Here is a 4,500-nt window from a genome sequence, read left to right on the forward strand (position 1 = left end):
GAAGCGGCGTTTCTTGTCCAGTGGCAAGTTCGTCACTCCAGCATCTCATCCCAAAAGGAGCTTTCGCATGAACACATCTTTCATCCGCACCGTGCCTGTCGTGCTCGCCCTCGCGCTGGCCTCCATCGGCGTGTCCGCCGTGGCCCAGACCACCGCCGCTCCGGCCGCCGCAGCGCCGGCGCCAGCCACCGCGGAGCCCAGCACCACCGAGAAGGTGAAGGAAGCCGGCAAGGACGCGGTCGATGCCACCAAGCGCACGACCAAGAAGGCCGTGAACGCCACCGAGCGCGGCACCAAGAAGGCCTGGAACGCGACCAAGCGCACCACCAAGAAGGCCACCAATGCCACCAAGAGCGTGGCTGCCAAGACCGGCGACGCCGTTGAAACCGCCGGCCACAAGACGGCCGACGGCATGCGCAGCGCCGGCAAGGCGATCGGCGAGAAGGTGCCCGGCACCGCCGAGAACGAAGCCGCCAAGAAGTAATCGGAATATGCCTTCGGAAGAACCCGCTTCGGCGGGTTTTTTCATGGGCGGGCGACAGTGCCAAGATAGAGCCTGTCCATGAACCCACCCACCGCATCCGACACCGGCAGCCCCGTGCTCACGGGCCTGGCCCCCATCGTCTCGCCCGCCACCGTCGTACTGATCCTGGGCAGCTTCCCGGGCGTGCGCTCGCTCGAACTGCAGCAGTACTATGCGCATCCGCAAAATCAGTTCTGGAAAATCTTGCAAGCCGTTTGGCCCCACCATCCGCTCCCCATGGGCGCAGACAGCTATCCCGAGAAGAAAAAGTGGCTGCTCGAGCGCGGCCTGGGCGTGTGGGACGTGTACGCGGCCTGCGAGCGCGAAGGCAGCCTCGACTCCGCCATCCGCGCGCCCGTGGCCAACGACATCGCGGGCCTGCACCTGCCCCGGCTCGCGGCCATTGCGCACAACGGCGGCGAGAGCTTCAAGCATGCGCGCCATACGCGCACCCTCGGGGTGCCGGTCTACCAGCTGCCTTCCACCAGCCCCGCCAACGCGTCGTGGAGCTTCGAGCGCAAGCTCGAAGCCTGGCGCAAGGTTTTCGACGCCCACCACCTTCTTTGATGGCCACGAGCAAAACTCCCGTTCTCCCCGAAGTCAACTTTTCCGATTGGGGCGACATCCGCTACCTGCACCTGGGCACCGAATGGGTCCAGGGCTCGATGAAGCTCGACGCGCCGTTCGAGATCGAACTCGAATACGTGCAGCGCATGATGGCCTGGCTGCTGTTCGCCGACCCCAAGAGCGTGGCCAGCCGCCATGCCATGCAGCTGGGCCTCGGCGCGGCCACGCTCACCAAGTTCTGCCGCAAGACGCTGCGCATGCGCACCACCGCGGTGGAACTGAATCCGCAGGTGGTGTCGGCCTGCCGCGGCTGGTTCAAGCTGCCGGCCGACGACCCGAAGCTGCGCGTGGTCATTGCCGATGCTGCGCAGGAGATCCGCAAGCCCGAATGGCAGGGCACGGTCGATGCGCTGCAGGTCGACCTCTACGACCATGAAGCCGCCGCGCCGGTGCTCGACAGCGAAGACTTCTACGCCGACTGCCGCGCGCTGCTCACCGAGGACGGCTGCATGACGGTCAATCTCTTCGGCCGCTCGTCGAGCTACGAGCGCAGCCTCGAGAAAATCGCCGGTGCATTCGGCGCCGATGCGGTCTGGGCCTTCAAGCCGACGCGCGAAGGCAACACGGTGGTGCTGGCGCAGCGCGCACCCAGCCGGCCCAAGCGCGAAGCCCTTGCCGAGCGCGCCCAAACGATCCAGACTCGATGGGCCCTGCCCGCGCCCAAATGGCTGCGCGTGTTCAAACCGCTGAATCCCACCCTCACCCGACCGTCCGGCCCATGAGCGCTGTTTCCGCCCCCGCATCCCTGGCCGCCCGCCACGAAGGCCCGCTCGACCTGCGCCGCCTGATCGAATGGCTCGCCGCCGACGGCGTGATTTCTCCGGTGGAAGCCAAGCGCACCATCGCGCGCTGCGCCCAGGCCGAGAGCCGGCAGGCGCCGCTGGTGCGGCTGGCCAACGTGGCCATGACGCGCGAGAGCGACGGCAAGCCGCTCGACCTCGAAATGCTCACGCAGTGGCTCTCCGGCCGCGCCGGGCTTGCCTACCTGCGCATCGATCCGCTCAAGGTCGACGTGGGCAAGGTCGCCGACACCATGAGCGCGGCCTACGCCGAGCGCCACAAGGTGCTGCCGGTGCAGGTGCTGCCCAACGAGGTGGTGGTGGCCACGGCCGAACCCTTCCTGACCGACTGGATCGCCGAGGTGGAACGCCAGTCGCGCCGCACCGTGCGCCGCGTGGTGGCCAACCCCACCGACATCCAGCGCTACACGGCCGAGTTCTTTGCGCTCGCCAAGTCGGTGCGCGCCGCGCAGAAGGCCGGCGGCAACACCGGCGGCGCGAGCTTCGAGCAGCTGGTGGAGCTGGGCAAGAGCACCAAGCAGCTCGATGCCAACGACCAGAGCGTGGTGCAGGTGGTCGACTGGCTCTGGCAATACGCCTTCGACCAGCGCGCGAGCGACATCCACCTGGAGCCGCGGCGCGAGCAGGGCGTGATCCGCTTTCGCATCGACGGCATCCTGCACCCGGCCTACCAGATGCCCATGGGCGTGATGAACGCGATGGTGTCGCGCATCAAGCTGCTGGGCCGCATGGACGTGGTCGAGAAGCGCCGCCCGCTCGACGGCCGCATCAAGACGCGCAACATGCGCGGCGACGAAGTCGAAATGCGCCTTTCCACCCTGCCGACCGCCTTCGGCGAGAAGATGGTGATGCGCATCTTCGACCCCGACACCGCGGTGAAGGACCTCGACGCGCTCGGCTTCGCGCAGCACGACGCACAGCGCTGGGAGCAGCTCGTCACGCGGCCCAACGGCATCATCCTGGTGACCGGGCCCACCGGCTCGGGCAAGACCACCACGCTGTACTCCACGCTCAAGCGCGTGGCCACCGAAGAGGTCAACGTGAGCACGGTGGAAGACCCGATCGAGATGATCGAGCCTTCGTTCAACCAGACGCAGGTGCRGCCGCAGCTCGATTTCGGTTTTACCGAAGGCCTGCGCGCGCTGATGCGGCAGGACCCGGACATCATCATGGTCGGCGAGATCCGCGACCTTGCCACGGCCGAGATGGCGGTGCAGGCCGCGCTCACCGGCCACCTGGTGTTCAGCACGCTGCACACCAACGACGCGCCAAGCGCCATCACGCGGCTGATGGAACTCGGCGTGCCTTCCTACCTCATCAACGCCGTGATGCTCGGCGTGCTGGCCCAGCGGCTGGTGCGCACGCTGTGCCCCAACTGCAAGCAGCCCGACGACACGGTCACGCGCGAGAAGCTCGAGACCATCGTCAAGCCCTGGCAGATCACCGGTTCGGTGCGCGCCTACAAGCCCGTGGGCTGCGTCGACTGCCGCATGACCGGCTACATGGGCCGCATGGGCCTGTACGAGCTGCTGAGCATCAGCGAGGACTTCAAGGCCCAGGTCACCAAGGAGCCCAACCTGGCCGGGCTGCGCCGCCAGGCCGTGATCGACGGCATGCGCCCGCTGCGCCTGGCCGGGGCGCTGCGCATCGCCGAAGGCGTCACCACCATCGAGGAAGTGCTGAGCGCAACGCCGCCGCTGGAATGAAGCAGCGGCCGGCCCCCCGGGGTTATCCCTAGGCTTTCGGTTAGTGGAATCCACATCGAGCTGACCACTAGCTGACTAGACAATCTCGCATCGAAATTTGTTCGAGGAGACTGTTCGTGAAAATCAAGAGTCAGAAAGACTTTTTCTCGGGTCTGATGTTTACGGTCGTAGGTGTGGCGTTCGCATGGGGCGCCACCACCTACAGCGTAGGCAGCGGCGCCCGCATGGGGCCGGGTTATTTCCCGTTGATGCTGGGCATCCTGATGGCCGTCATCGGCCTGGGGATCATGTTCAGCGGCCTGACCGTCGAAACCACCGACGGCGAAAAGATCGGCAAGTGGGCCTGGAAGCAGGTCGTGTTCATCCTGGGCGCCAATCTCGCGTTCGGCATCCTGCTGGGCGGCCTGCCGAGCCTCGGCGTGCCGGCCATGGGAATGATCATCGCCATCTACGCGCTCGTGATCATCTCGAGCCTGGCGGGCCATGAGTTCAAGCTCCCCAGCGTGCTGATCCTGGCCACCGTGCTGGCCGTCGGCAGCTATGTCGCCTTCATCTGGGCGCTGAAGCTGCAGATCCAGGTCTGGCCGACCTTCATCACCGGTTGAGAAGAAAGCGCGCAAATGGAATTGTTTGAACACCTCTCGATGGGTTTTGGCGTTGCCTTTACCTTCACCAACCTGCTGTACTGCCTGGTCGGCTGCATCCTGGGCACCCTGATCGGCGTGCTGCCGGGCATCGGCCCGGTCGCGACCATCGCGATGCTGCTGCCCGCCACCTACGCGCTGCCGCCCGTGTCGGCGCTGATCATGCTGGCCGGCATCTACTACGGCGCGCAGTACGGCGG

Annotated in this window: 6 protein-coding genes; all 6 read left to right on the forward strand. The window is 66.3% G+C overall.

What is annotated here, in order from left to right:
• Positions 1-67 precede the first annotated feature (67 nt).
• On the forward strand, positions 68-484 hold the full coding sequence (locus AC1DOC_RS20640) for a hypothetical protein (RefSeq protein WP_012746395.1): 417 nt from the start codon (positions 68-70) through the stop codon (positions 482-484).
• A 78-nt stretch (positions 485-562) separates the two neighbouring features.
• The gene (locus AC1DOC_RS20645; protein ID WP_307593563.1) at positions 563-1,090 is read left to right on the forward strand and encodes a DNA-deoxyinosine glycosylase; all 528 of its coding nucleotides are present in this window, start codon (positions 563-565) and stop codon (positions 1,088-1,090) included.
• Positions 1,090-1,872 (forward strand): spermine/spermidine synthase domain-containing protein, encoded by a 783-nt coding sequence (locus AC1DOC_RS20650; protein WP_012746397.1) that lies wholly within the window; start codon positions 1,090-1,092, stop codon positions 1,870-1,872. The genes AC1DOC_RS20645 and AC1DOC_RS20650 overlap by 1 nt, the downstream gene beginning before the upstream one ends.
• Complete coding sequence (gene tfpB, locus AC1DOC_RS20655; protein ID WP_478130394.1) at positions 1,869-3,656, forward strand: type IV pilus assembly ATPase TfpB; 1,788 nt, start codon at positions 1,869-1,871, stop codon at positions 3,654-3,656. Before AC1DOC_RS20650 ends, tfpB begins: the two co-directional genes overlap by 4 nt.
• A 116-nt stretch (positions 3,657-3,772) precedes the next feature.
• Complete coding sequence (locus tag AC1DOC_RS20660) at positions 3,773-4,261, forward strand: tripartite tricarboxylate transporter TctB family protein (RefSeq protein WP_012746399.1); 489 nt, start codon at positions 3,773-3,775, stop codon at positions 4,259-4,261.
• Between the two features lie 15 nt (positions 4,262-4,276).
• Positions 4,277-4,500 (forward strand): tripartite tricarboxylate transporter permease (locus AC1DOC_RS20665; protein ID WP_177474967.1); only part of this gene is annotated, 224 nt, incomplete at its 3' end.

The sequence above is a fragment of the Variovorax sp. 01T439_2 genome (genome assembly GCF_056398445.1).

What these genes read in the sequence shown, in the direction of transcription:
- AC1DOC_RS20645 (WP_307593563.1), top strand. Translation starts at nt 563, where the DNA reads ATGAACCCACCCACCGCATCCGACACCGGCAGCCCCGTGCTCACGGGC.
- AC1DOC_RS20640 (WP_012746395.1), top strand. Translation starts at nt 68, where the DNA reads ATGAACACATCTTTCATCCGCACCGTGCCTGTCGTGCTCGCCCTCGCG.
- AC1DOC_RS20650 (WP_012746397.1), top strand. Translation starts at nt 1,090, where the DNA reads ATGGCCACGAGCAAAACTCCCGTTCTCCCCGAAGTCAACTTTTCCGAT.